21 protein-coding genes are annotated in these 22,102 nt (G+C 72.6%); 10 read left to right on the top strand and 11 right to left on the bottom strand.

Features of this window, described 5'->3' with window-relative positions; all coding sequences use genetic code 11:
- Positions 1-16 precede the first annotated feature (16 nt).
- From ACFV1W_RS05430 to ACFV1W_RS05445, 4 genes are all read left to right on the top strand, one after another.
- On the top strand, positions 17-970 hold the full coding sequence (locus tag ACFV1W_RS05430; RefSeq protein WP_380413326.1) for an ABC transporter substrate-binding protein: 954 nt from the start codon (positions 17-19) through the stop codon (positions 968-970).
- 181 nt (positions 971-1,151) lie between these two features.
- Positions 1,152-1,706 (top strand): hypothetical protein, encoded by a 555-nt coding sequence (locus tag ACFV1W_RS05435; protein ID WP_380413327.1) that lies wholly within the window; start codon positions 1,152-1,154, stop codon positions 1,704-1,706.
- Positions 1,707-1,914: 208 nt separating this feature from the next.
- Positions 1,915-2,469, top strand: a complete 555-nt coding sequence (locus tag ACFV1W_RS05440; protein ID WP_380413328.1) for a hypothetical protein — start codon at positions 1,915-1,917, stop codon at positions 2,467-2,469.
- A 419-nt stretch (positions 2,470-2,888) separates the two neighbouring features.
- On the top strand, positions 2,889-4,631 hold the full coding sequence (locus ACFV1W_RS05445; RefSeq protein ID WP_380413330.1) for a glycosyl hydrolase family 18 protein: 1,743 nt from the start codon (positions 2,889-2,891) through the stop codon (positions 4,629-4,631).
- A gap of 126 nt (positions 4,632-4,757) precedes the next feature.
- Here ACFV1W_RS05445 and ACFV1W_RS05450 read toward each other — a convergent pair whose 3' ends face one another.
- From ACFV1W_RS05450 to ACFV1W_RS05475, 6 genes are all read right to left on the bottom strand, one after another.
- Positions 4,758-6,062 carry a multidrug effflux MFS transporter gene (locus ACFV1W_RS05450; RefSeq protein WP_380413331.1) on the bottom strand — a complete coding sequence of 435 codons (1,305 nt, stop codon included), beginning with the start codon at positions 6,060-6,062 and terminating at the stop codon, positions 4,758-4,760.
- A 222-nt stretch (positions 6,063-6,284) separates the two neighbouring features.
- The gene (locus tag ACFV1W_RS05455) at positions 6,285-6,767 is read right to left on the bottom strand and encodes a hypothetical protein (RefSeq protein ID WP_380413333.1); all 483 of its coding nucleotides are present in this window, start codon (positions 6,765-6,767) and stop codon (positions 6,285-6,287) included.
- A gap of 459 nt (positions 6,768-7,226) precedes the next feature.
- Positions 7,227-8,105: an alkaline phosphatase family protein gene (locus ACFV1W_RS05460; protein WP_380413335.1), complete on the bottom strand. Its 879-nt coding sequence runs from the start codon at positions 8,103-8,105 to the stop codon at positions 7,227-7,229.
- 164 nt (positions 8,106-8,269) lie between these two features.
- Positions 8,270-9,064, bottom strand: coding sequence for an ATP-grasp domain-containing protein (locus ACFV1W_RS05465; protein ID WP_380413336.1), 795 nt, complete (start codon positions 9,062-9,064; stop codon positions 8,270-8,272).
- A gap of 5 nt (positions 9,065-9,069) precedes the next feature.
- Positions 9,070-9,447 carry a hypothetical protein gene (locus ACFV1W_RS05470; RefSeq protein ID WP_380413338.1) on the bottom strand — a complete coding sequence of 126 codons (378 nt, stop codon included), beginning with the start codon at positions 9,445-9,447 and terminating at the stop codon, positions 9,070-9,072.
- Between the two features lie 96 nt (positions 9,448-9,543).
- Positions 9,544-10,722 (bottom strand): acyl-CoA dehydrogenase family protein, encoded by a 1,179-nt coding sequence (locus ACFV1W_RS05475; protein WP_380413340.1) that lies wholly within the window; start codon positions 10,720-10,722, stop codon positions 9,544-9,546.
- 140 nt (positions 10,723-10,862) lie between these two features.
- Here ACFV1W_RS05475 and ACFV1W_RS05480 point away from each other — a divergent pair, with 140 nt between their 5' ends.
- Positions 10,863-11,177 (top strand): hypothetical protein, encoded by a 315-nt coding sequence (locus ACFV1W_RS05480; protein WP_380413341.1) that lies wholly within the window; start codon positions 10,863-10,865, stop codon positions 11,175-11,177.
- 94 nt (positions 11,178-11,271) lie between these two features.
- Here the strand turns inward: ACFV1W_RS05480 and ACFV1W_RS05485 are convergent, their stop codons facing one another.
- Entirely contained in the window at positions 11,272-11,577 is a 306-nt protein-coding gene (locus ACFV1W_RS05485; protein ID WP_380413453.1) for an AzlD domain-containing protein, read from the bottom strand.
- Complete coding sequence (locus tag ACFV1W_RS05490) at positions 11,577-12,344, bottom strand: AzlC family ABC transporter permease (RefSeq protein WP_380413343.1); 768 nt, start codon at positions 12,342-12,344, stop codon at positions 11,577-11,579. Before ACFV1W_RS05490 ends, ACFV1W_RS05485 begins: the two co-directional genes overlap by 1 nt.
- Before the next feature lie 167 nt (positions 12,345-12,511).
- Between ACFV1W_RS05490 and ACFV1W_RS05495 the strand changes: the two genes are divergently transcribed.
- The gene (locus ACFV1W_RS05495) at positions 12,512-13,102 is read left to right on the top strand and encodes a helix-turn-helix domain-containing protein (protein ID WP_380413345.1); all 591 of its coding nucleotides are present in this window, start codon (positions 12,512-12,514) and stop codon (positions 13,100-13,102) included.
- Positions 13,103-13,249: 147 nt separating this feature from the next.
- Here the strand turns inward: ACFV1W_RS05495 and ACFV1W_RS05500 are convergent, their stop codons facing one another.
- Positions 13,250-15,064 carry a cholesterol oxidase substrate-binding domain-containing protein gene (locus tag ACFV1W_RS05500; RefSeq protein ID WP_380413455.1) on the bottom strand — a complete coding sequence of 605 codons (1,815 nt, stop codon included), beginning with the start codon at positions 15,062-15,064 and terminating at the stop codon, positions 13,250-13,252.
- A 466-nt stretch (positions 15,065-15,530) separates the two neighbouring features.
- Here ACFV1W_RS05500 and ACFV1W_RS05505 point away from each other — a divergent pair, with 466 nt between their 5' ends.
- The gene (locus ACFV1W_RS05505) at positions 15,531-16,280 is read left to right on the top strand and encodes a carbon-nitrogen hydrolase family protein (protein ID WP_380413347.1); all 750 of its coding nucleotides are present in this window, start codon (positions 15,531-15,533) and stop codon (positions 16,278-16,280) included.
- 135 nt (positions 16,281-16,415) lie between these two features.
- Positions 16,416-17,822 (top strand): class II fumarate hydratase, encoded by a 1,407-nt coding sequence (locus ACFV1W_RS05510; RefSeq protein WP_380413349.1) that lies wholly within the window; start codon positions 16,416-16,418, stop codon positions 17,820-17,822.
- Between the two features lie 146 nt (positions 17,823-17,968).
- Here the strand turns inward: ACFV1W_RS05510 and ACFV1W_RS05515 are convergent, their stop codons facing one another.
- Positions 17,969-18,439, bottom strand: coding sequence for an SPW repeat protein (locus tag ACFV1W_RS05515; protein ID WP_380413351.1), 471 nt, complete (start codon positions 18,437-18,439; stop codon positions 17,969-17,971).
- 186 nt (positions 18,440-18,625) lie between these two features.
- Here ACFV1W_RS05515 and ACFV1W_RS05520 point away from each other — a divergent pair, with 186 nt between their 5' ends.
- Both ACFV1W_RS05520 and ACFV1W_RS05525 read left to right on the top strand, forming a co-directional pair.
- Positions 18,626-19,210, top strand: a complete 585-nt coding sequence (locus ACFV1W_RS05520) for a PadR family transcriptional regulator (protein ID WP_380413353.1) — start codon at positions 18,626-18,628, stop codon at positions 19,208-19,210.
- A gap of 149 nt (positions 19,211-19,359) precedes the next feature.
- Entirely contained in the window at positions 19,360-21,060 is a 1,701-nt protein-coding gene (locus ACFV1W_RS05525) for an acyl-CoA dehydrogenase family protein (RefSeq protein WP_380413355.1), read from the top strand.
- A gap of 150 nt (positions 21,061-21,210) precedes the next feature.
- Here ACFV1W_RS05525 and ACFV1W_RS05530 read toward each other — a convergent pair whose 3' ends face one another.
- Positions 21,211-21,906 (bottom strand): response regulator, encoded by a 696-nt coding sequence (locus tag ACFV1W_RS05530; RefSeq protein ID WP_380413357.1) that lies wholly within the window; start codon positions 21,904-21,906, stop codon positions 21,211-21,213.
- Positions 21,907-22,102 lie beyond the last annotated feature (196 nt).

The raw sequence follows: 22,102 nt of genomic DNA on the forward strand, positions 1-22,102 counted from the left end.
AAGGACAACTGTCACCATGTCGACATTGAAGAGAAGCAGGCGCGCCGTCCTCCTCGGCACCCTCGCCGCGCTCGCCCTGGGCGCCACTGCCTGCAGCTCCTCCGCGAGCAGCAGCAACCCGCTCGGTGGCGGGCCGAACGCCACGGCCTCCGGGGCCGGTGCCGCCGACGGAAGCGGAACCGGCGGGACGGTGGTCGTCGGCTCGGCGAACTTCCCGGAGAACGTCCTGCTCGGCTCGATCTACTCGCAGGCGCTCAAGGCCAAGGGCGTCAAGGTCGACGAGAAGTTCAACATCGGCAGCCGCGAGGTGCTCTACGGGCAGCTGCAGAGCGGCAACCTGACCGTCCTGCCCGAGTACAACGGCGCACTGCTCGCCTATCTGGACGCCAAGAACACCGCCGTCACCACCCAGGACGTGAACGCGGCGCTGACCAAGGCGCTGCCCTCCTCGCTGGCGATCCTCGACTCCTCCCCCGCCGAGGACAAGGACTCGCTCAGCGTCACCCAGGAGACCGCCGACAAGTACAACCTCAAGAGCGTCTCCGACCTCGCCGCCAAGGCCGGCGAGTTCACCATCGGCGGGCCGCCGGAGTTCAAGTCCCGCCGCGAGCAGCAGTTCAAGGACGTCTACGGGCTGACCTTCAAGGAGTGGAAGCCCACCGCCGACACCACCGCGAACGCGCTCAAGGACGGCGGCATCCAGGTCGGCAACGTGTTCACCACCGACCCGAAGATCGTCCAGTACAAGCTCGTCCCGCTGACCGACCCGAAGAACGTCTTCGGCGCGCAGAACATCACCCCGCTGGTCAACAAGGCGGGCGTGGACGCCACCGCGACCGCGGCGCTCAACGCGGTGTCGGCCAAGCTCGACACGGCCGGACTGACGGGGCTGATGAAGCGCGTCTCGATCGACAAGGAGGACCCGTCGACGGTGGCCAAGGACTGGCTGAAGGCCAACGGGCTCGCCTGACGGCCGGACCGGCGGACGGCGGACGGCGGCATGCCGAGGGACTCCCCTCCACATGCCGCCGTCCGCTGTCCGCCGTCCGCTGTCCGCCGTCCGCTGTCCGCCGTCCGCCGCGTCCGGGGCCGCGTCCCGCCCGCCCCGGGGGACCTTCCCTTCCACGCCGCGAACATGACAGTGTGGCGCCATGCGCACTCGTCTCCTCGCCGCCTCCCTCACGGCACTCGCCGCGGTGAGCCTCGCTGCCTGCTCCAGCTCCGGTTCGGGTTCTGGTACGGGCTCGGACAAGGCCACCGCCGCGGCCGGCTCCCCTACCGTCGCCGCCACCACCGCGCCCGGCGCCGCCACGGCCGGCGCGACCGCGTCGGCGCCCACTGCACCCGGCACGCCCGCGCCGTCCGGCTCCTCGGCGCCCGGCGCGGACGGGTCGGCCCCGGCCAAACCGGCCCCGCCCGCCGACGCCGGGCTGCCCGCCAAGCCGGACGCCGACCTGACCGGCAAGGTGGTGGCCGCACTGAACGCGATCGACCCGGCGATCGTCGGTGGCAAGCCCGACCAGGCGGTGGAGCAGGCCCGCAAGCAGTGCCAGGCGATGTACCAGTTCCCCAAGGACACGGCGAAGCTGGTCGAGCTCGCCGGCCAGCACTTCACCTCGCCCGACCACCCCCAGGGCTTCGGCCCGGACACCTCCGCGAAGATCAACGACGCGCTGCGCGCCACCCTCTGCCCGCCGCAGCGCTGACACCGACCCCGAACCCCCGAACCGCCCGGTGTCCTGAGCTCCGGGCAGCCGTGGCCGCGCCCCGCCCGCCGGGTGCGCGGCCATCGGCGTCCGCGGGCGACGATCCACCGAACTCCCGTACGAGAGGGGCGGGGGTCGGGTAACGTCACCGGAGGTGAGCCGGGAAGACTGGTCGGCAGTGCGCCGAACCCTGCCCCGAGGAGCCGCCGTGAGCGTCGACCGGACCGTCCCGACCACCGCCGACGCCGGCCGCTCGTTGCAGCTCGGCCCCCTGGTGCGCACCGACGACCACTGGGTGATCGGCGACCACACCCGCAAGGCCCATCTCGCCCTCCTCCCCGAAGGCATGGAGCACCGCGTCGTCGGCGAGCAACCCGAGCTGGTCGCCTGGAGCCGCTTCCGGGGCATCCACCTCCAGGTCGCCTGCGACCCCGTCTCCGCCACGAGGACCTTCGCCCTCCTCACCCTGCGCCCCAGCAACCCCTGGGCGGGCGCCGAGCTGGGGTCCAGACTGCGCGACCCGGAGGAGGACTGGCGCGCGACCTACACCCACCACCGCGCCCTGTACCCCTTCCGCCACATCCTGTTGCTCCGCTTCATGCTCATGCACGTCTCCTGCGAGCACCGCACCGAACTCCTCGGCGACGACACCTGGTTGACCGGGGCCGTCGGCAAGCTCGCACCGCTGCGCTGCTATCAGGAGACCACCGCCCTGCGGATGGTCGAGGAGACGCTCGGCGACCTGCGCCGCCGCCCCGCCTGAGGCCCCCCGGCCAACCGCCCGCAGCATCCGCCCGCAGCACACCGCTCCGCCACGCCCCGGCCTCCGATCACTTCCCTTCGGCGACCGGGGCCACATGCTGACGAACTGTTAGGTCCCTTGACAGACTAGTGGTCTAGTCCAAACATAAGCATGTCGATCCGACCGGGATGCACTGTGGGGGTGTGACCACCGGCGGCTGAGGCACCGCCCTGCCCTGCTCCGCACGCCCCCGCTCCGTACGGCGCGCGCGCTCGCACCGTCGCCCGCCTCCACGCGAGTCGGTGGGTTCCGCACGCCCCCGTGTCCGCACCGGACGCTCCGGACCGCGGCCCGCGCGGCCGACCCCACACGGCCGCCGACGCCCCGGACCACCGAGCACCTCCCCAACGTCCCGCCCCACCGATTCCGTTGGAGAATCCATGCGTCTTCGCAGAACCGTCCAGGCCGCGTTGACGGCCTGCGCCACACTGGCCGCCTCGGCCGGTCTGGTCGCCGCCGGGACGGGCTCCGCCCAGGCCGCCACCCCGCTCCCCACCCGGGTCTTCGCACCCTACTTCGAGTCCTGGACCGGCCAGAGCCCCGCCACCCTGGCCGCACAGTCCGGCGCCAAGTACCTCACGATGGCCTTCCTGCAGGCCGACACCAAGGGCTCCTGCACCCCGTACTGGAACGGCGACACCTCCAAGCCGGTCTCCTCCTCGACCTTCGGCGCCGACATCGCCACCATCCGCGCCGACGGCGGGGACGTGATCCCCTCCTTCGGCGGCTACACCGCCGACAACACCGGCACCGAACTGGCCGACAGCTGCACCGATGTCAACCAGATCGCGGCCGCCTACGAGAACCTGATCACCACCTACGACATCAGCCGGATCGACCTCGACATCGAGGACAACTCCCTGACCAACACGGCCGGCATCGACCGCCGCAACAAGGCGATCAAGACCGTGCAGGACTGGGCCGCCGCCAACGGGCGCACCGTCCAGTTCTCCTACACGCTGCCGACCACCACCGGCGGGCTGGCCGACAGCGGCCTCGCGGTGCTGCGCAACGCGGTCGGCAACAACGCGCGGATCGACGTCGTCAACATGATGACCTTCGACTACTACGACAACGCCACCCACGACATGGCGGCCGACACCCAGACCTCGGCGCAGGGGCTGTACAACCAGCTGGCCAGGCTCTACCCGTCCAAGGCCCCGGCGCAGCTGTGGGGTTCGATCGGGATCACCGAGATGGTCGGCATCGACGACTTCGGCGCGGCCGAGACCTTCACGGTGGCCAATGCCACCACCGTGTACAACTGGGCGGTCTCGAAGGGCATCAGCACGCTGTCGTTCTGGGCGCTCCAACGCGACAACGGCAACTGTGCGGGCAAGGGCGGGGACGACTCCTGCTCGGGCATCAACCAGAACACCTGGGACTTCACCCACATCTTCGCGCCGTTCACCAGCGGCGCGACGGCGAGCAACGACTTCTCGGTCGCGGTGAACCCGAACTCCGGTACGGTGGCGGCCGGTTCCTCGACATCGGCGGCCATCGCGACGGCGGTCACGGGAGGCTCGGCACAGAACCTCAACCTCTCGGTCAGCGGCGCTCCGGCCGGGGTCACCGCCACCGTCACCCCCGGCAGCGTCACCGCGGGCAACGGCGCGCGCCTGAACGTCGCCACCACCTCGGCCGCCGCGGCGGGCACCTATCCGCTGACGGTGACCGCCACCGCGCCCTCCGGCACCCACACCGCGACCTACTCGCTGACCGTCACCGGCACGTCCCCGTCGGCCGGCCTGGTCAACGGCGGTCTGGAGACCGGCAACCTGGCGCCGTGGACCTGCCAGAGCGGCGGCAACGTGGTGACCGCTCCGGCCCACTCCGGCTCGTACGCGCTGCTGGCCGCGGCCTCCGCGAGCCAGACCGGCGAGTGCACCCAGACGGTGACGTTGAAGCCCAACACCAGCTACACGCTCAGCGGTTGGGTGCAGGGTAACTACGCCTACCTGGGTGTCAGCGGCGGTGCCACCGCCAGCACCTGGACCAACTCCTCGGGCTGGACCCAGCTGTCCGTCCCCTTCACCACCGGCGCCTCCGGCACCGTCACGGTGTACCTGCACGGCTGGTACGGGCAGGGCAGCGTGTACGGGGACGACTTCTCGATCGCCTGAGAACGGTGGCGGCCGAGGGCCGACGGATCACAGGTGACGGATGACAGGTAACAGATGACGGATAACAGCTGACAGTTTTCAACATCTGTCAGCTGTCATCCGTTCGTCGTCAGGCGTCCGGCTCCCTCACCCCGCCGCCTCCCGCAGCCGGCCCGGGCGGCACAGCGCCAGGTACGCCGTCAGCGCCAGCGCCCCGCAGCACAGCACCACCACCGCCAGCAGCACCGCCGACGGCCGTCCGCCGAGGCTGCTCAGCGGCGCCACCACCGCGCCGCACAAGAAGTTGCCCGTCCCCAGCAGCGCCGAGGCCGTCCCGGCCGTCTGCGGCTCGACCAGGCTCAGCGCCTGCGCCGCCGTGTTCGGCAGCACCACCCCGAGGCTGCCCATCAGCACGAACAGCGGCGGGCAGAACCCGGCCAGCCCGAAGTCCCACACCGTCGTCAGCAGCACCAGCGCCACCCCGGCCGCGACCGCCGCCCCGAGCCCTGCCAGCATCAGCGACCGCGCCGCGAAACGCGGCGCCAGCACCCGCCCGTTCAACTGGGTCATCACCACGATGGACACCGAGTTCAGCCCGAACAGCAAGCTGTAGGTCTGCGGCGAGACCTGGTAGACGTGCTGCAGCACCGTCGACGACCCGCTGATGTACCCGAACAGCGCGCCGAAGGCCAGCGAGCTGGTCAACGCCAGCCCCAGGAACGGCAGGTGGCGCAGCAGCCGCCCGATCGTGCGCAGCGCCGCGCCCACCCCGCCGCCGTTCCGGGCCTGCGGCGGCAGCGTCTCGCGCAGCGCGCCGAACGCGGCCAGGGCGAGCAGCAGTCCGAGCGCCGTGAGCGCCCCGAAGGTGCCGCGCCAGGAGGTGAACCGCAGCAGCTGCGCCCCGATGATCGGGGCGAGGATCGGCGCCAGCCCGGACGTCAGCGCGATCGAGGCGAGGAAGCGCAGAATCGCGACGCCCTGGAAGCGGTCCCGGGCGACGGCGCGTCCGATGACCAGTCCCGCCGAGCCGGCCGCGCCCTGGACGAACCGGGCGGCGATCAGCACCGGAAGGTTCGGGGCGAGCACGCACACCACACTGGACAAGGTGTAGAGGACCAGCCCGGCGAGCAGCGGCGGGCGGCGCCCGAAGCGGTCGCTGAGCGGCCCGAAGAGCAGTTGCCCGGCCGCGACCCCGAACATCGAGAAGGTCAGGGTGAGCTGGACGGCAGCCGGTTCGGCGACCAGGTCGTCGGCGATCGCGGGCAGCCCGGGGAGATAGAGATCGGTGGTCAGCGGGCCGAGCGCGGTGAGGCCCCCGAGGACCGCGATCGTGGCCCGGCCGGGGCCGGTGTGCCCGGCGGCCGGTGCCGTGCCGGTGGACGGGATCGTGCCGGTGGTCGAGGCGGAAACGGTCGGCATGTCATCGGCGGGGCCGACGGTCGGGCCGGGCATGGGTCTCCTCACGGACGCGGTGACGTGGTGTTCGTTCGCGATCCGTCCTATCGCGGCCCGGTGGGCGCGGACGACGGCAGGGGTGCACCGGGACGGATCCGCCCACCGGCCGATCCGCAGCACGCGCACGACGACGGCCCGCCCGCACCTTCCGGTGCCCGGCGGGCCCTTCGTTCCCTGGTCAGGACGGCTGATCCGCGGTCAGCGCCCGAATCAGCACTCTCAGTGCTCGGCGACGTGTTCGGCCCGCAGAGCCGCCTGCAGCGTCGCGCCGTCCTGCCACGCGTAGAGCTGGTTGCCGGTGAGCGTCACATTGTAGTGCCCGCAGGTGCCCACGGCCTTGGACGCGACGCCCTCCGGGAACCAGCCCGCCTTGAGCGAGACCGGCAGCGGGTGCGGGCCCCGGACCGACCCTCCGGTCCTGCAGCCCGCGGGCAGCCGCCCCTCGGGGAGCGTGGCCCGCAGCAGCCGGTCGTCGCCCGTGGTGGACATCAGGTACTTCACCGAGGAGGCGTTGTCGGGCAGCCAGGCCGGCATCGAGCGGCGCTCGGCCTTGGCTTGCGAGCCGGTGTCGTACGAGGCCTGCTCCTGGTGGCGCCCGTCGTACCACTCGGACACCCGCGGGCCGATTGCCACGGCTGCCACGGCGACGGCCATGCCGGTGCCCGCGACTCCCAGCGCGACCTTGCTCACGATGCCCTTCATGCCTGGCTGCCCTCTCCGTCTCCGTTGCCGATGCGTCCGTTGCCGATGCCTCCGTTGCCGGTGCGTCCGCGGCCCTCCGCGGGCCGCCCGGGCGGAGCTGTCCGCCGGTCGGGTGCAACCATCGTGGCCCGGGCCGCCCTGCCGGAGCGTCACCACGAGGTCGCGATCTCGCATCCGACCCACGGGGTACGGTCTCCACCTTCAGGCGTATGTCCGCGGGCCCGATCCCCGAGGTACGTGCCGTTCCGGCGCCGAGGCCGACACGCCCGTCCGGTGTCCGCTCCGAGCCCCGATCGAGCCTGACTCAACCGGCGCCCGGCCGCAGCCCGGCCTGCTGCACCCGGGGCATCGGCGGGCAGCGGGCGGTACGGAACGGTCGGCGTGGAACGGTCGATGCGGAACGGTCGATGCGGAACGGGCCCTCCGGAACGGGCTGTCCGAGCGGGCGCGGAGCTGCCGTCAGACAGCGGCGGGCACCGGATGGGCGACCGGGAAGGGACGGCCGTCGAGCGTCCAGTGCGGGTCGATCGGGCGCAGCAGCGAGGCGTACACCTGGGCGGCGACGTCGGGGTGGCGGATCTCGCCGGAGGGCGGGCCGGCCGGGATGCCGTGCCCGGCGCAGGCCACCCAGGCGGTCCGCTCCTCGACCGTGCGGCCGCCGTGGCCGCCTGCGTCGACGTGCCCGTGGTCGGTGACCACGATGACGGTCCACTGCTCCTCGGCATGGGTCGCCCGGCCGCGGACGGCGTCGAGCAGGCGGCCGAGGCGCTCGTCGGCGGTGCGCATGGCGGCACGGTACTCCTCGCCGCACCCGAGGAAGTGGGCGGTCTCGTCCACGGCGCCGAGGTAGACGAAGGAGGCCTCGGGGTCGGCGGTGCCGAGGACGTGGACGGCCTCCCGGGTGACCTCCTCGTCGACGGTCTCCCAGGCCTCGGGGGTGTCCTCGGCCGGGGCTACGTAGGAGAGCCGACCGGGGGCGCGGAAGAGCGGGCCGCCGGACTCGTTGATCATCAGGGGGTCCCAGCCGGCCGCGACGAAGGTGCGGCGGCGGTCGCCCCGGTTGAGGCGGGTGGCGAAGTCGGGGAAGACGTCCAGCCGGTTGCCGCCCAGGTGGTTGCCCCAGACACCGTGCTTGGGGGGCTCGACGCCGGTCACGATGGTGGCCCAGCACGGCCCGGACATCGTGGGCGTGCCGTCGGCGACGGTGACCGGCACCAGGAACCCGGCCTCGGCGACCTCCTGGAGGCGCGGCATCGGAACCTGCGCCAGGTAGTCGTGGCGGACTCCGTCGATCCCGACGACGAGCACGCGGGGGCGGGGCCACTGGGCTGCGGACATGGTGGGGCTTCCTTTCGGTCGTGCACACCCGGCCGCGCCCGCCGAGGGCGCCGCCGACCGCGCCATGCTTCACGGCCCGCCGTACCGTCCGGCGTCCGGCCGTCGAACGGAGGGTGTCCGCGAGGTGTCGGGGGAGCCGACCGGCCGCGGGCACCCGCCCGTGGTCAGCCGATCGTACGGACCGTCCGGACGAAGCGGCGGTCGGGCCCGCCGAGTTGGGCGGCCGGCCCGGCCGCGCGCAGCACGACGTCCAGGACCCGGTCCGGGTCGGCGGCGTAGCAGTGCGCGAACCAGGGCAGGTTCGCCTCGACCACGGCCCAGTGCTCGACCGGGTCGTAGGGGTCTGCGATCGGGCCGACGTCCAGGGCGACGGCACTGGGCAGGGTGTCCCCGACGGCGGCGAGCAGACGGCGGGCGAAGGCGGTGGCGGCGGCCGTCAGCGGCGCCGGGTCGAGCCGGCCGAAGCGGGCGTAGCGGCTGCCCGTTAGCACCTCTCCGTCGAGCAGGAACAGCCGGTACTCGGCGGCGAAGGTCACCGGCTCGCTGACCAGGACCGGGGTGCCCGGGCCGATCCGCTCACCGGTGCGGGGCAGCCGGGAGCCGTCCGGGTAGACCGCAGGCGCGACCGACTTGTCGGCGGGCGGCTTGACGAAGGCCGGGTGGCGCAGCGTCCAGGCCTCGGCGAGGGTGGTGAGTTCGATCCGGCGGCGGGTGAACTCCTCAGGCAGGCGGGCGAGCCAGTCGTCCTCGGGTTCGAGCAGGGCGAGGCCGAGCGGCGCGGCGATCCGGGCCGCGGCGAGCGGCCCGCCGTACCAGTGGACCGGCCGCCCGGCGAGCTCCCCGACCGTGTCCGGGCCGGTCAGCACGGAGGTGGCCAGGCCGCGGCGGGCGGCGGCCGCGGTGAGCAGGGCGGTGGTGCTGGTCGGCTGGGCGGAGGTGAGCAGGACGGGTGCGTGCACGGCGCTCACCGCTCCGGCCGGAACTCGTGGACGACCTCGATGCGTCCCACGATGTGCCGGTTGAACTCGTCCAACTCCTCTGCGGGAACCCATAGTTCGAGGATCGTCCGACCACCCGCCCGGCGCACGGGGTAGCGGGCGAGGAACTCCGTCTCCACCTCGAAGCGGGTGACGTAGCCGACGCCGGAGGCGGGCACGTTCCAGTCGCGGGCGATCCGGATCGCGTAGTCCTCGTTGAGCACGGGGTAGAAGATCGGCTGCTCGGGCAGCCTGGGCGGCCAGGCACGCCGGTCGGCGGCCTCGACCAGGGCCAGCTCCTGCGGGCCGGTGGGGCGCCAGAGGGTGGTGGTCGGGAGCGTCGGCCGGGCGGACTGGCTGGTCATGGCAGGGACGGTAGCCGGGCCGCGCCGGGCCCGGCCATCGGTTTTCGCCGGCCCTCTCGCTCCGGTTCCGCTGGCGCGAGAGGGCCGGAAAGGCCGTCAGCGGTAGGCCGCTTCGCCGGTGATGGCCTCGCCGAGGACGAGGGTGTGGATCTCGCTGGTGCCCTCGTAGGTGAGCACCGACTCCAGGTTGTTGGCGTGCCGCAGCACCGGGTACTCGGTGGTGATGCCGTTGGCCCCGAGAACGGTACGGGCGCTGCGGGCGATCTCCAGCGCGGCGCGGACGTTGTTGAGCTTGCCGAAGCTGATGTGCGGCGCGCGTGCCTCGCCCTGCTCCTTGAGCCGGCCGATCCTCAGCGCCACCAGATAGGCCTTCTCGACCTCCAGCATCATCTCGACCAGCTTCTGCTGGGTGAGCTGGAACCCGGCGATCGGGCGGTCGAACTGGATCCGGGTCCTGGCGTAGTCGAGGGCGGCGGTGTAGCAGTCGCGGGCGGCGCCGACCGTGCCCCAGAGGATGCCGTAGCGCGCCTCGTTGAGCGAGGAGAGCGGGCCTCGCAGGCCGGTGACGCCGGGCAGTACGGCGTCGGCGGGCAGCACCACCTCGTCGAAGGCGAGCTCGCTGGTGACGGAGGCGCGCAGGGAGAGCTTGCCGTGCACGTCGGTCGCGGTCAGGCCGCGGGTGCCGCGCTCGACCAGGAAGCCGCGCACGCCCTCCTCGGTCTGCGCCCAGACCACGGCGACGTCGGAGATGCTGCCGTTGGTGATCCACATCTTGCTGCCGGACAGCACCCAGTCACCGCCCTTGCGGACCGCCCGGGTGCGCATGTTCGCCGGGTCCGAGCCGAAGTCGGGCTCGGTGAGGCCGAAGCAGCCGATCAGCTCGCCCGCAGCCATGCCGGGCAGCCAGCGCTGCTTCTGTTCCTCCGAGCCGAAGGCGTGGATCGAGCGCATCGCGAGCGAGCCCTGGACGGAGACGAAGCTGCGCAGCCCGGAGTCGGCCGCCTCCAGCTCCATGCAGGCCGCCCCGTACGCCACGGCACCGGCGCCCGCGCAGCCGTAACCGTCGAGGTGCATGCCGAGCACGCCGAGGGCGCCGAGTTCGGGGGCGAGTTCGCGGGCCGGGAAGACGCCGCGTTCGAACCAGTCGCCGATGTGCGGGCGGATCCGCTCCTCGGTGAAACGGCGGACGGTGTCGCGGATCAGCCGCTCCTCGTCGGAGAGGAGGTCGCCGACCGCGAGCAGGTCGGACGGGTCGATCCGGGTCGGCTTCGACATTGAAGCTCCTTGTAGTCTCGGCGGGACACCGGCGAGTATTCCGCAACCCTCCCGGCCTCGGACCGACGGGAACGAGTGAGGAAGGCGACACGTGGTGCCCGCGGGACCGCCGGAACGGGACTCGGAAGGGGAGGCGGGGCATGGCGCGTTGGGCCTTGGTCGTCGAGGAGACGGTGGGCGTCGGCAGGGACCGGACCTGGGGCAGCAAGGTGCTCGGCGAGGTGGAGGGCACCCGCGAGGAGGCCGTCGCGGAGCTGCGGAAGATCGTCCCGACCTTCACGCCGGAGCACCCGATGAGCAGCCGGAGGCAGACGCTCCTCCGGGACGGGGACACCTACCTGCTGATCTCGCAGGGGAGCATGCGGGACTATCACTGCGTGTTCAAGGTGTGGGAGATGCTGTGGGACAGCAAGCGGCCCGAGGTGCAGGCGGAGCGGCTGGGCGAGGACGGGTGACGGGTGACGGCGGGCGGCTGGCGGCTGGCGGCTGGCGGCTGGCGGCGGGCAGCTGACGGGTGGCAGGTGACGGCGGGCGGCTCCCCACCGTCGTTCACCCCCCGCACAACCGCAGCACCGCCGTGGTCGCCGCACCGGCGACCACGACCACCGGGAACGGCACCCGGCGCCACGCGAGGACCCCCGCGACCAGCACGCCCGCCGGTCGGGCCCACCCGGCGAAGCCGTGCCCCTGGGTCAGCGCGCCGGTGGCCACCAGCGCGACCAGCAGCACCGCCGCCGCGACGGCCAGCAGGTGCCGCAGCCGGTCCGAGAGCGCGAACCGGTGGCCGAGCAGCGGTCCGGCCACCCGGTAGGCGTACGTCCCGGCGGCCAGCAGCAGGACGGCGTACAGCGGCATCATCGGGCTTCCTCCTTCACGGCCGCGGCCGCGGCGGCGGCCTCCGGCTCATCCGGCCGCGACGCGGCCGCCCCTCCCGCCCCCTCGGCCTGCGGCGACGCCCCCGGCCGTCCGGCGAACAGCAGCCCGGTCAGGGCGAACAGCACCGGCACCCCGGCCGGGACGAACGGGGCGACCGTGACGGCCACCGCCGCACCCGTCAGCGCCGCCGTACGCGTCCCGCGGTCCCTGAGCGAGGGCAGCACCAGCGCGAGCAGCACCGCCGGGAAGGCCGCGTCAAGGCCGAGCACGTCGGTGTCTCCGATCAGTCCGCCGACGAGGCCCCCGAGCAGCACCGCGAGGTTCCAGACCACGAAGAGGGAGGCCCCGCAGATCCAGAACGCCGCCCGGCGCCGGCGCGGTTCGCGCTGCTGGAGTGCGAAGGCCGCGCTCTCGTCGGTGAGCAGCTGCGCCCCCAACAGCCGCTTCCACCAGGGGCCTTGGAGCACGTCGGCGACGGCGAACCCGAAGGGCAGCAGTCGGGCGTTGAGCACCAGCCCGGTGGCGACGGCCGCGAGCGCGCTCCCGCCCGACAGCACCACGCCGACGGCCGCGAACTGCGAGCCGCCCGCGAACACGAGGAGGGAGAGGGCCATCGGCACCCACAGCGGCAGGCCGCCGGACACGCTGATCGCACCGAACGAGGCGCCGACCAGCGCGTCGGCGACGCAGACCAGGGCGATGTCGCGCAGGGTGGCGCGTTCCAATGTTCGAAATAGCGAACGCATGTCCATCAGGGTGAACCCGAAACGCGTGGTTCGTCAAGGCGAACAGAGCGACCGGTGGAGCGAACGGCGATCGCGCCGGCACCCTGGAGGGTGGACCGTGGCAGCATGAACGGCACCAGCAGCGGGAAGCCGGCCGAAGGGGCCTGGGGAAAGAGTGAGTGGCGAGCATGAGTGACCGGACCGCCAGGCCCGAGGGCGCCAACGGCAACGGCGCGGAGCTGATCGGCCAGATCGCCGCGTCCATCCGGCGTGAACGCGAACGGAGCGGCGTGTCGATGGCCGAGCTGGCCCGACGCGCGGGCATCGCCAAGTCGACGCTCTCACAGCTGGAGTCGGGCGCCGGGAACCCCAGCGTGGAGACGCTCTGGGCGCTCGGCGTGGCACTGAACGTGCCGTTCAGCCGGCTGGTCGACCCGCCGCGCCCGACCGTCAAGGTGCTGCGGGCCGGAGAGGGGCCGGTGACCCACTCCGAGCAGGCCAACTACGCGGCCACCGCGCTCTCCTCGTGCCCGCCGAACGCCCGGCGCGACATCTACCGGATCGAGGCCCAGCCCGGCGAGACCAGGGCTTCCGAGCCGCACATGCCCGGCACCGTCGAGCACGTGATGATCGGCTCGGGTCGAGCCCTGGTGGGCCCGAGCGAGGCACCGGTCGAGCTCGGCCCGGGCGACTACATCAGCTACCCGGGCGACGCCCCGCACGTGTTCCGCGCGCTGGCGGCGGACACCCTGGCGGTGATCGTGATGGAGCACATCTGACATTCCGCCGCTCGCCGGCCGCCAGCCGCCAGCCGCCGGCGAGCGGCGAGCGCGAACAGATGACGAATGACGGATGACAGCGAACAGATTTCATCATCTGTTCGCTGTCATCCGTTCGCTGTTCGCCGTCCCCCGGTTCCGGCGCGGCTATTTCAGCAGCCCGTCCAGAAACGGGTTGCTGAACACCCGGTGCGGGTCGTGGCGGTCCAGGACGGCGACCGCTTCGTCCCAGCCGGGGCCGCCCCCGGCGCGCAGGCTGTCGGGGATGACCCGGCCGATCAGGTCCTGGTCGGACCAGGCCGCCTCGGCGGTGTAGGCCCAGCCCTTGGACCATTCGACCCGCGTGCCCGCCCGGGTGCCGTCGAAGGTGCGTAGCAGCCACTGCTCCAGGTCGCGGGCGAAGCGCTCCAGCCCGGGCGTACCGGGGAAGGCCAGGACGTCGAGCCAGACCGCGGTGTCCCACTCCGGCCGGTCCATCCGCGGCCGCAGCGCGGAAAGCAGCGGGGGCCGGGCGCCGGGGACGCCGGAGCAGGACGGGTCGTCCAGGCCGGTGACCCGGATCTCCACCGCGCCGTTCACCGGGAACTCGCCCCGGACCTGGTAATCGGCGAGCAACTGCCGGTAGTAGGCGGCGAATTCGCTGACCACCCACTGCAGGTCGGCGCGCTTGGTCAGGATCGCGTAGCCGTTGGCGGTGACCCGCAGCGTGGTGGGCCGCACGTACTGCAGCAGGGTGCGTGAGGGGCCCCAGAGGTCGGAGCGCAGGCCGCCGGCGAGCAGGTGGGAGATCAGGTCTCCGGTGAGCAGATCGCGCAGCACTCCGCCGGAGAGCAGCACGTCGGTGAGGTCCCCCGTGAGCGCCACCTTGGCCACCAGGTACTGGAGTTGGCCGAACACCGGGGCCGATCCCCAGGCGCCGGAGACGATTTGGCCGGCCAGCCTGGCGACCGGCTCCGGAACGCTGTCCGAGAAGGGGTAGTTGTAAGGCTCGTCGACGGCCCGGGAGGCGAGCGGCCTGGTCGGGCTGACCGTCCAGGTCTTGAGCCACGGGTAGTCGGTGTAGGCGAACCAGATCGCCTCCACCCGGCCGTCGCGCTCGACGAAGTCGGCGAGGGTGCGCGGGCCGTCGCCGCCGCCCAACAGGCCCCCGAGCAGTCCGCCGCCGCCCGTGGCGCTCCCGGGGCGGGCGAACAGGTCGCTCGCCGGGATGTCCAGTCGGCTGACGCAGCGCAGCGGCCGGTCGGCCCCGGCGCGCAGCACGACCTCGGTGAGGAAGGCCCGGCCGAGGTGCACCAGGAAGGCGGCGCTGTCGTCCTCGGCGCGCTCGAAGGTGCGCAGCGTGTAGCGACCCGTGGCCGGGTCGAGGACGACCGCGGTGAGCCGCACGACCTGGTTGCTGACCGAGCCGTAGCCGTGCCCGTCCGGCCGCAGTTCGCCGTGCGCCGGGGCTGCGGTACCGTGGCCGCCGATGGCGAGCACGCCGCCGACGGTGAGGTCACCGGGCGCCGGGCAGGCCGTCAGGCCGAGTCCCCGGTCGGCCAGGTGGGCGAGGAGCGCCTCCAGGCCGGCGCCGGCCTGCGCCCGGACGGTGGTGGACGAGTCCGCGGTGATGGCGGTGAGGTAGCGGCTGGCGTCGACGATCAGGACGCGGGCGCTGTCCGCGGTCCCGTTGGCGACGGTGAGCGGCGCCCAGGTGTGCCGGTGGCCGGAGGCGCGCAGCCGCCAGCCGTTGGCGTGTGCCCAGTCGGCGAGAACCGGCACCTCTTCCGGGGTGCGCGGCGCGCAGGTCCACAGCTGGTCGGTGCGGATCTCTCCGGACCAGTTCTCGAAGACCCGCTGGTAGAGCTCGGTGCCGGCGGGCAGCCCGGGCGGCAGCGGGGTGGCGGCCTGCGCGCTGTCCGGGCCGATGGTGCCGCGCAGCAGCCAGGCCGCCCCGCCGAACGCCGCGGAGGCGCCGAGCATTTGGCGCCTGGTCAGTCCGCGTCCGGCGTCACGGCCGCTCCCCCGGCGGTCCGGCGTGCCGCCCGCGCCGTTCGTACGGTCGTGGTCGTGTGCTGTGGTCATCCGGTCCGCCCCCTGCGTCGGTTCCCCGGGCCGGGCCGCGGCTCTCCGGGGGCGGTCGGTGTCCAGCCGACCCGGTCAGGAGCGTACGAAGTGCCGTACGACCGTTTGAAGCGATCCGGCCCGGATCTCACTCGTTCGAGTGATCAAGGCCCGAACAGTCGAGCCCGTCCACGCCGTCTGTGCCCCCGCCACGGCAGGGCCGGGCGGTGGCGGCATCGGCGCTGCTCGTGCCGCCGTGGCGTGGCCCGGTGGGCGGTTCGCCGGCCCAGCCGCGTCCGGGCCCGGGCCCGGACGCTTGCCCGGCTCCTCGGCGGCCGCATAGGTTGATCTTGACCACGGACCCCCATCGACCGGAGGCGCCGCCATGCCCTCGTCCGCGCCGCTGACCGTCACCGTAGCCCAGCCCCTCTGTGCCGACCGCGGCCGCCCGGAGACCCTGGCCGTGAACGTCGAACGGCACGCCGAGGCCGTGCGAGCCGCGGGGACCCGTCTGGTGGTGTTCCCCGAGCTGTCGCTGACGGGCTACGACCTCGCCGCCCCCGCCGTCGACCCGGCGGACCCGCGGCTCACCCCGCTGGTCGAGGCCTGCGCCGCCACCGGCACCCTGGCGCTGGTCGGCGCGCCGGTCGCGGAGGCCGACGGCAGCGAGTCCATCGCCACCCTGGCGGTCACCGGCGAGGGCGCCGCCGTCGTCTACCGGAAGATGCGCCTGCACGGCGAGGGCGAGCCCGACCGCTTCACCGAGGGTGAGAAGCCCGTCGTACTGGAGCTGGACGGCCTGCGGCTGGGCCTCGCGGTCTGCGCCGACATCGCAGACCCGACGCACGCCGAGGAGACCGCCCCGCTGGGCATCGACGCCTACGTCGCCTCCACCCTGTACGGCCCGGGCGCCGCGCAGGCCGAGCGCCGGGACGGCCACTGCCGGGACCGCGCCACGGCGCACGGGGTCTGGGTCGTGCTGTCCACCTCCGCCGGGCCCACCGGCGTGTTCCCGGACAGCTCGGGCGGTTCCGGGATCTGGGCGCCCGACGGGTCCACGGTCGCCCAGGCCGGCACCGAGCCGGGCGAGCTGGTCCGTGCCGAGCTGGTCCGCGCCGAGCGCCCCCGGCCGTAACCGCGCCGCACCCGGCGTCCTCCGGATCGGCGATCGCCGCCCCCGGGCGGAAATACCGGGGGCCCGTGCGCGGCTGTCGTGATCGGAAGTCCCGTTACCGGGCCGAACAGGCCCGTACAGGAGGTGCAGCGCACGATGGGTGACGAGCGGGAGAAGCCGCAGGAGTACCGGATCGAGCACGACTCGATGGGTGAGGTCCGGGTGCCGGCCTCCGCGAAGTGGCAGGCGCAGACGCAGCGGGCGGTGGAGAACTTCCCGGTGTCCGGCCAGCGCCTGGAGCGCGCGCACATCGCGGCGCTGGCCAGGATCAAGGCGGCCGCGGCGCGGGTGAACGCCCGCCTGGGGGTTCTGGACGCGGAGACGGCCGGGGCGATCGCGGCGGCGGCCGAGGAGGTCGCGGAGGGCCGTTGGGACGACCAGTTCCCGGTGGACGTCTTCCAGACCGGCTCGGGCACCTCGTCCAACATGAACGCCAACGAGGTGATCGCGACCCTGGCCGGCGAGCGGCTGGGGCGGTCCGTCCACCCGAACGACCAGGTGAACGCGAGCCAGTCGTCCAACGACGTGTTCCCGTCCTCGATCCACATCGCCGCCACCGCCGCCGTCACCCACGACCTGATCCCGGCGCTGGAGCACCTCGCGGAGGCGCTGGAGCGCAAGTCCGTCGAGTTCGCGCAGGTGGTCAAGTCGGGCCGCACCCACCTGATGGACGCCACGCCCGTCACCCTCGGCCAGGAGTTCGGCGGCTACGCGGCGCAGGTGCGGCACGGGCGGGAGCGGCTGCTGGCCACGCTTCCCCGGGTCGCCGAACTTCCGCTCGGCGGAACGGCGGTGGGCACCGGCATCAACACCCCGCCCGGCTTCCCGGCGGCCGTCATCGAGGAGGTGGCCCGCGCCACCGGCCTGCCGCTGAGCGAGGCCCGCGACCACTTCGAGGCGCAGGGCGCACGGGACGCGCTGGTCGAGCTGAGCGGCCAACTGCGGACGGTGGCGGTGGGGTTCACGAAGATCGCGAACGACCTGCGGTGGATGGGTTCCGGCCCGCGCACCGGCCTGGGCGAGATCAACCTGCCGGACCTGCAGCCCGGTTCGTCCATCATGCCGGGCAAGGTGAACCCGGTGCTGCCCGAGGTGGTGCTGATGGTCGCCGCCCAGGTGGTGGGCAACGACGCGACGGTGGCCCTGGCCGGCGCGAGCGGCAACTTCGAGCTGAACGTGATGCTCCCGGTGATCGCCCGCAACGTGCTGGAGTCGGTGCGGCTGCTGGCCAACAGCGCCCGGCTGCTGGCGGACCGGACGGTGGACGGCATCACGGCGAACGTGGAGCGGGCCCGCGAGTACGCGGAGTCCTCGCCGTCGGTGGTGACGCCGCTGAACCGGTACATCGGGTACGAGGAGGCGGCGAAGGTCGCCAAGCAGTCGCTGGCCGAGCGGAAGACGATCCGTCAGGTGGTGCTGGAGCGCGGATACGTCGAGCGGGGCGAGCTCACCGAGGAGCAGCTGGACCGGGCGCTGGACGTGCTGCGGATGACGCACCCGTAGCACGTCCAGCGCCGGACGGGGCTCCGGCAGGCGGGGACTCCGGCAGCCGACGGGGCTGGTGATCCGCGGAACAAGGCCTCGGACGTGCGCCGGGGCGCGGCGGGCACACGTGCCCTCCGTGCCCCGGACGCGGGCTGCGGAGAGGATCAGCCCTTGGCGCGGCCGGCTCGGCCGAGCCGCATCGCTGCTCCGTTCGACGTGATCGTGGCCATGGAGATCGCCGCGAGGCCGAGCAGGAACATCACCGCACCGACGATGACGCAGGTGACGATGTTCTTGCCGTGCGCGACGGAACCCGACACGACCCAGGGGGAGATGATCGTCCAGACACCGAGCGCGGCGGCGGCCCAAGCCCGCGCGTGGGTGCGCTCGTAGGCCGATCCGTAGCCGGCCATCAGTACCGTGTAGGCCAGACCGACGATCAGGCAGGTCACGGTCAGGGTGCTGAAGGCGGTGAAGCCGACGATCCAAGGCGATGCCGCCAGGAAGAGACCGGCCAGTACGGCCAGGGCTTCGACGCCCTGGGCGCGGGGGGTCGCGGTGACCCGCTCGTAGTGTTCCCGGAGTTCGACGATGTCCGGGTGGTGCTCCATGCCCGTCGGCAAATGGGTTGCCACCGATACCACCTCCTGTGGTTCCGGACCATGGAATGGGGCGTACCCCGTACCTATTCTGCCCTTCTCAAAGGTTTTACACCCGATTGTCCGCATTGGCTGATAACCATCCGATCACGCCGGTGACCTGCGTCTCAACAGTCCGCATGAACGTTGCCTATGCAACTCGTTGCATAGCAGGATGCGGGCATGGCACTGGAGCACGCGATCCTCGTCTCGCTGCTGGAGCAGCCCGGCTCCGGGTACGAACTGGCCCGGCGCTTCGACCGTTCCATCGGACGCTTCTGGACCGCCACCCACCAGCAGATCTACCGGGTGCTGCGGCGGATGGAGGCGGACGGCTGGGTCGCCGCCGAGGAGGTCGTGCAGGACGGCCGCCCGGACAAGAAGGTGTACTCGGCGGCCGGACCCGGGCGGGCCGCACTGGCCGACTGGCTGCGCGAACCGGTCGAGCCGGAGACCGTGCGGCACGAGCTCGCGGTCAAGATCCGGGCCGCCGCCTTCGACGACCCGGCCGCGCTGACCGCGCTGATCTCCGAGGTCGAACGGCACCGTGAGAGCCATGCCGCCCTGCTCGCCCGCTACCTCCACGGCGAGCAGCGGGACTTCCCCGACCTCGACGCGCTGGACGTCCAGCAGGAGCTGCAGCACGTGGTGCTGCGCGGCGGCATCGAGTTCGAGCGGATGAACCTCGCGTGGCTGGACGACGTGCTCGCCACCCTGCGCCGACTCGCGGACCGGCGGGGGCGGAGAACCGGAACGGAAATCGGATGACAGAGTCTGAAATCTGTCAGCTGAAATCTGTCGGTTGAAATCTGTCAGCTGTTCGCTGAACTCCGTCACCGGCTGCGCCGGCTCCGCCGCGCCCACCCACCTCGACACCCTCGCACGCCCTCACACACCCTCGATCCAAGGGAGCCCTGATGCTCTTCAACCCGCGCACCTACGACCCCGCGCAGTTCGACGAGCCGACCCGTCGACTGCTGCGCGCGACCGTCGACTGGTTCGAGTCCCGCGGCAAGAAGGCGCTCATCGACACCTACATCGACCGCACCTGGTATGCCGACTTCCTCGAATTCGCCACACAGGAGGGCCTGTTCGCCGAGTTCCTGACCCCGTCCGCGGCCGACCCGGACAAGCGCTGGGACACCGCGCGGATCGCCGAGCTGAACGAGATCCTCGGCTTCTACGGCCTCGGCTACTGGTACACCTGGCAGGTCACCATCCTGGGCCTCGGCCCGGTCTGGCAGAGCGAGAACGAGGCCGTCCGGGCCCGCGCCGCCAAGCTCCTCGCCGAGGGCCACGTGATGGCCTTCGGCCTGTCCGAGCGCACCCACGGCGCCGACATCTACTCCACCGACATGATCCTCACCCCGGACGGCGAGGGCGGATTCACGGCGACCGGCTCCAAGTACTACATCGGCAACGGCAACGTGGCCGGTCTGGTCTCGGTCTTCGGCCGCCGCTCGGACGTCGAGGGCCCCGAGGGCTACGTCTTCTTCGCCGCCGACAGCCGCCACGAGGCGTACCACCTGGTCAAGAACGTGGTAAACGCCCAGATGTACGTCAGCGAGTTCCGCCTGGAGGACTACCCGGTCCGCGCCGAGGACGTGCTGCACACCGGCCAGGCCGCCTTCGACGCCGCGCTGAACACCGTCAACGTCGGCAAGTTCAACCTCTGCACCGCCTCGGTCGGCATCTGCGAGCACGCGATGTACGAGGCTGTCACGCACGCCCACAACCGGGTGCTGTACGGCCGCAAGGTCACCGACTTCCCGCACGTCCGGCGGGAGTTGACCGACGCGTACGCCCGCCTGGTCGCGATGAAGCTGTTCAGCGCGCGGGCCGTCGACTACTTCCGCACCGCCTCCCCCGAGGACCGCCGCTACCTGCTCTTCAACCCGATGACCAAGATGAAGGTCACCACCGAGGGCGAGAAGGTCATCGACCTGATGTGGGACGTCATCGCGGCCAAGGGTTTCGAGGCGGACACCTACTTCGACAAGGCCGCCAAGGACATCCGCGGACTGCCGAAGCTGGAGGGCACTGTCCACGTCAACCTGGCGTTGATCCTCAAGTTCATGGGCAACTACCTGTTCGCGCCCGCCGACTACGCGCCGGTGCCGACCAGGCTGGACGCCGCCGACGACGCCTTCCTGTTCCGGCAGGGCCCGGCCCGCGGTCTCGGCGCGATCCGCTTCCATGACTGGCGCGCCGCCTACGACCGGCACGCTCAGCTGGCGAACGTCGCCCGCTTCCGCGAACAGGCCGACGGTTTCTGCGAGTTGCTGCTCAAGCACGCGCCGGGCAAGGAGCAGCAGGCGGACCTGGACTTCCTGCTGGAGATCGGCCAGCTGTTCGCGCTGATCGTCTACGGCCAGCTGGTGCTGGAGCAGGCCGAGCTGACCGGCCTGGACGCGGACGTCCTGGACCAGATCTTCGACGCGCTGGTCCGCGACTTCTCCGCGCACGCCACCGAGCTGCACGGAAAGTCCTCCACCACCGAGGAGCAGGCCGCCTGGGCGCTGGCGAACGTCCGCCGCCCGGTGGCCGACACCGAGCGCGCCGCGAAGGTGTGGGCCCGGGTCGAGGCGCTCTCGGGCGCGTACGAGATGCAGCCGTAGTCCGGTAGGGCCGGCAAGACCCCGGGGGTGCCGGTCGGCGGACCGGCACCCCCGGACCACCTCCCCCGGCCTGGACCACCTCCCCCGGCCGGGCCCGCGCCCCGGACCGGTCCGCGCCCCGACCGCGATCCCCAGCCGCCCGGGGCTGCCTCAACCGTCGCCGAGGCCCATGTCGCGGGCCCGGGCGACCGCCTCGGCACGGGTCGCCACGTGCAGCTTCTCGAAGATGTGGGTGACGTGGTTGCGGACGGTCTTCTCCGCGACCACCAGCTCCCGGGCGATCCGCCGGTTGTCGTGGCCCCGCGCCACCAGGTCCAGCACCTCGGCCTCACGGGCGGTGAGGTCGGGGAAGAGCTGCCCCGCCTCACGCATCTTCGCCCCGGCCAGCAGCGCGGTGATCCGTTCGGCCACCTCGCCGCCGAACACCGCGCCGCCCGCGGCGACCGTGCGCACGGCGTGCAGCACCTCCTCCCGCCCGGCCCCCTTGACCAGGTAGCCGCGGGCGCCCGCCTGGAGGGCGGCGAGCAGGTTGCCGTCGTCGTCCGACATGGTCAGCATCAGCACCGGCGGGGGCTGCTCCTGGGCGGAGAGCCGGCGCACGGCCTCCAGTCCGGAGCCGTCGGACAGTGAGAGGTCCATGATCACCACATTGGGGCGGTGCCGGGCGACCGTCTCCGGCACGTCGGCGACCCGCTCGGCCTCGGCCACCACGAAGACGTCCTCGGCGCTCTCCAGCGCCGCCTTGAGCCCCTCACGGAAGAGGGGGTGATCGTCGACGATCAGTACCCGCACGGGCGCCGCCCCGCCTGCCGGGCCCGAAGATGAGACCAGCTGCTGTTCATCCACCCGGCCGACCCTAGCAGCGAGGATCGTGTGACTCTCCGTGACATGCCCGGGCGTCGTCCGCACGGCGGGGCCGCACACGCAGCGTTTCGCCGGGCCGACGGACATGGGCCCACCGGCGGTCCCGCCCGAGATGCGTGACCGGTGCCTCGGGCATCCGGGACACCGGGCCGCCCACACCGGGATCGAACGCCGAGGA

This window comes from Kitasatospora sp. NPDC059648, from assembly GCF_042734825.1.
GTDB lineage: Bacteria > Actinomycetota > Actinomycetes > Streptomycetales > Streptomycetaceae > Kitasatospora.

Bases quoted from the DNA above. Each gene is read 5' to 3' on its own strand.
- ACFV1W_RS05430 (WP_380413326.1), top strand. From the start codon at position 17: ATGTCGACATTGAAGAGAAGCAGGCGCGCCGTCCTCCTCGGCACCCTC.
- ACFV1W_RS05435 (WP_380413327.1), top strand. From the start codon at position 1,152: ATGCGCACTCGTCTCCTCGCCGCCTCCCTCACGGCACTCGCCGCGGTG.
- ACFV1W_RS05445 (WP_380413330.1), top strand. From the start codon at position 2,889: ATGCGTCTTCGCAGAACCGTCCAGGCCGCGTTGACGGCCTGCGCCACA.
- ACFV1W_RS05450 (WP_380413331.1), bottom strand. From the start codon at position 6,062: ATGCCCGGCCCGACCGTCGGCCCCGCCGATGACATGCCGACCGTTTCC.
- ACFV1W_RS05455 (WP_380413333.1), bottom strand. From the start codon at position 6,767: ATGAAGGGCATCGTGAGCAAGGTCGCGCTGGGAGTCGCGGGCACCGGC.
- ACFV1W_RS05460 (WP_380413335.1), bottom strand. From the start codon at position 8,105: ATGTCCGCAGCCCAGTGGCCCCGCCCCCGCGTGCTCGTCGTCGGGATC.
- ACFV1W_RS05470 (WP_380413338.1), bottom strand. From the start codon at position 9,447: ATGACCAGCCAGTCCGCCCGGCCGACGCTCCCGACCACCACCCTCTGG.
- ACFV1W_RS05475 (WP_380413340.1), bottom strand. From the start codon at position 10,722: ATGTCGAAGCCGACCCGGATCGACCCGTCCGACCTGCTCGCGGTCGGC.
- ACFV1W_RS05480 (WP_380413341.1), top strand. From the start codon at position 10,863: ATGGCGCGTTGGGCCTTGGTCGTCGAGGAGACGGTGGGCGTCGGCAGG.
- ACFV1W_RS05485 (WP_380413453.1), bottom strand. From the start codon at position 11,577: ATGCCGCTGTACGCCGTCCTGCTGCTGGCCGCCGGGACGTACGCCTAC.
- ACFV1W_RS05490 (WP_380413343.1), bottom strand. From the start codon at position 12,344: ATGCGTTCGCTATTTCGAACATTGGAACGCGCCACCCTGCGCGACATC.
- ACFV1W_RS05495 (WP_380413345.1), top strand. From the start codon at position 12,512: ATGAGTGACCGGACCGCCAGGCCCGAGGGCGCCAACGGCAACGGCGCG.
- ACFV1W_RS05500 (WP_380413455.1), bottom strand. From the start codon at position 15,064: ATGCTCGGCGCCTCCGCGGCGTTCGGCGGGGCGGCCTGGCTGCTGCGC.
- ACFV1W_RS05505 (WP_380413347.1), top strand. From the start codon at position 15,531: ATGCCCTCGTCCGCGCCGCTGACCGTCACCGTAGCCCAGCCCCTCTGT.
- ACFV1W_RS05510 (WP_380413349.1), top strand. From the start codon at position 16,416: ATGGGTGACGAGCGGGAGAAGCCGCAGGAGTACCGGATCGAGCACGAC.
- ACFV1W_RS05520 (WP_380413353.1), top strand. From the start codon at position 18,626: ATGGCACTGGAGCACGCGATCCTCGTCTCGCTGCTGGAGCAGCCCGGC.
- ACFV1W_RS05525 (WP_380413355.1), top strand. From the start codon at position 19,360: ATGCTCTTCAACCCGCGCACCTACGACCCCGCGCAGTTCGACGAGCCG.